Annotated in this window: 3 protein-coding genes; all 3 read left to right on the forward strand. The window is 65.5% G+C overall.

What is annotated here, in order from left to right; genetic code table 11:
• Positions 1-454: 454 nt before the first annotated feature.
• Genes JCM19049_RS20825 through JCM19049_RS20835 form a run of 3 tightly spaced genes read left to right on the forward strand, consistent with a single transcriptional unit; the run spans position 455 to position 1,751 of the window.
• A complete protein-coding gene (locus tag JCM19049_RS20825) occupies positions 455-1,159 on the forward strand; it encodes an Nramp family divalent metal transporter (protein WP_279403160.1) in 705 nt (234 codons plus the stop codon).
• On the forward strand, positions 1,078-1,401 hold the full coding sequence (locus JCM19049_RS20830; protein ID WP_279403161.1) for a hypothetical protein: 324 nt from the start codon (positions 1,078-1,080) through the stop codon (positions 1,399-1,401). The genes JCM19049_RS20825 and JCM19049_RS20830 overlap by 82 nt, the downstream gene beginning before the upstream one ends.
• Positions 1,320-1,751, forward strand: a complete 432-nt coding sequence (locus JCM19049_RS20835) for an Nramp family divalent metal transporter (protein WP_279403162.1) — start codon at positions 1,320-1,322, stop codon at positions 1,749-1,751. The genes JCM19049_RS20830 and JCM19049_RS20835 overlap by 82 nt, the downstream gene beginning before the upstream one ends.
• Positions 1,752-1,989: the final 238 nt, after the last annotated feature.

The following is a 1,989-nucleotide window of genomic DNA, read 5'->3' on the forward strand; positions in this document are numbered from 1 at the left end:
TGCCCGGCGCGCCGGCTGCTGCGGTGGTTGCGGGCGCGTCGCATTGACGGTCGCCAGAATTTGAAGCTTGGGGTGGCCCACCTGCTGTTGCGCTCCGTCGTGGTTCGTTCGGGCGCCCGGTGTTCCTGTCCCCCACCTTACCCAATTGGCCGCCAAACAAAATGCCCGCGCGGTCGCTGCGCGAAGCTCCTGACGCGCCCCGGCGCGGCCTCCGCGGGAACCGGTGTCGGCACGCCCGGAACCGATGCCGCAAGGATCACATTTTGCCTTCGACATGCTTCCGCCACGAGGGCGGGACGGCACGCCGGGATTCGGAGTCACGAATACTGGTTGTGCGGTGTCTCACACACTAGGTTTGAACCATCGGCTGATCTGCCGCCCTGGCCTGCTCCGCAGGTGTCGGGGCGCCAGCCGGAGCTGACGATGTTCACGACGATTAAGGATTGATGACGTCATGTCCGAAGAGAATCAACCGGCGATCCCCGAGCGGGACCGGGAGACCGGGCTGGACTCCGGTGCGCCCCCGAAATGGAAGATCGTCGGCCCCGGCCTGGTGGTGGCCGCCACCGGTGTGGGCGCCGCGGACATGGTCGCCACCCTCGTGGCCGGCAGCCGCTACGGCTATGCACTGCTGTGGGCGGTGGTGCTCGGTGTGATCCTGAAGATCATCCTGGTCGAGGGTGCCGGACGATTCACCCTGGCCACCGGCAAGACCATCTTCGAGGGCTGGCGCTCCCTGGGCAAGTGGACCACCTGGTACTTCGGCCTACATCGTCATCTGGGGTTTTGTGTACGGGGCGACGGCCATGAGCTCCGCGGCGATGCCGTTGGCGGCGCTGTTCCCGGCCGTGGACTTGAAGATCTGGCGATCTTCATGGGACTGGCCGGCTTTGCCATGGTGTGGTTCGGGCATTACGCGTTCTTTGAGAAGGTCACCGCCGTGCTGGTGGGCCTGATGTTCATCACCGTGGTGGGCCTGGCGATCATTGCGGTGCCGAACGTTCCGCAGATGTTCGTCGGTCTGATCCCGATGATCCCCGAGGCGGCGTGGTCTACACCCTGGCCCTGGCCGGCGGCGTGGGCGGCACCATCACCCTGGCCGCCTACGGCTACTGGCTGCGCGAAAAGGGCTGGTACACCCCGAAGTGGATGCGCGTGATGCGGCTTGACAACTCGATGGCGTACGTGATCACCGGCGTCTTCGTGATCGCCATGCTGGTGGTCGGCGCCGAGGTGGTGCGTTCGGCCGGGGTGGCGCTCTCCGCCGGTGATGCCGGGCTGCTGGACCTGACCGACGTGCTGCAGGAAGCTACGGCGACGTGGTGGGCATCGGCTTCCTGGTCGGCTTCTGGGCCGCGTCCTTCTCCTCGATCATCGGCGTGTGGAACGGCGTTTCGCTGATGTTCGCCGACTTCTGGGGCAACATCCGCGGCAAGGGATCGGGACACGAGGACACCCGCGTGGGCGGCAAGTACTTCAGGTTCTACGTGCTGTGGCTGACCTTCCCGCCGATGCTGCTGTTCCTGTTGGACCGTCCGATCGCGCTGATCCTGGCCTATGGTGTGCTCGGTTCGCTGTTCATGCCGTTCCTGGCCTTGACCCTGCTGGGTCTGCTCAACGGCAAACGCACCCCGGAGCAGTGGCGCAACAAGTGGCACACGAACATTGCGCTGGGCATCACCGCTGCCCTGTTCCTGGCCCTGGGAGTCAACGAACTGGTCAAGGCCCTGGCGCCGGTCTTTGGCGGCTAGCGCTTACGGGGCGATGACCACAGATACCCCACTGTCCCGCACCACTGCCGGTGCGGGGCAGTGTGCTTTATTCACATCGGCTCATTACGGTCCGATGGGCACGAGCGCCCGCGCGTGTGATGGGATGCTGGAGGACAGGAATTATCCACCCGCTGCGAAGGAGGCCTGATGAGCGAGAAGCCCACGAGGGAATCTGGGGCGCACAGCACACGCATCGGCGTGCTGGGCGCCGGAAGGG

Source organism: Arthrobacter sp. JCM 19049, from assembly GCF_001310435.1.

Coding starts and splice junctions, on each gene's coding strand:
- JCM19049_RS20825 (WP_279403160.1), top strand. CDS start 455: ATGTCCGAAGAGAATCAACCGGCGATCCCCGAGCGGGACCGGGAGACC.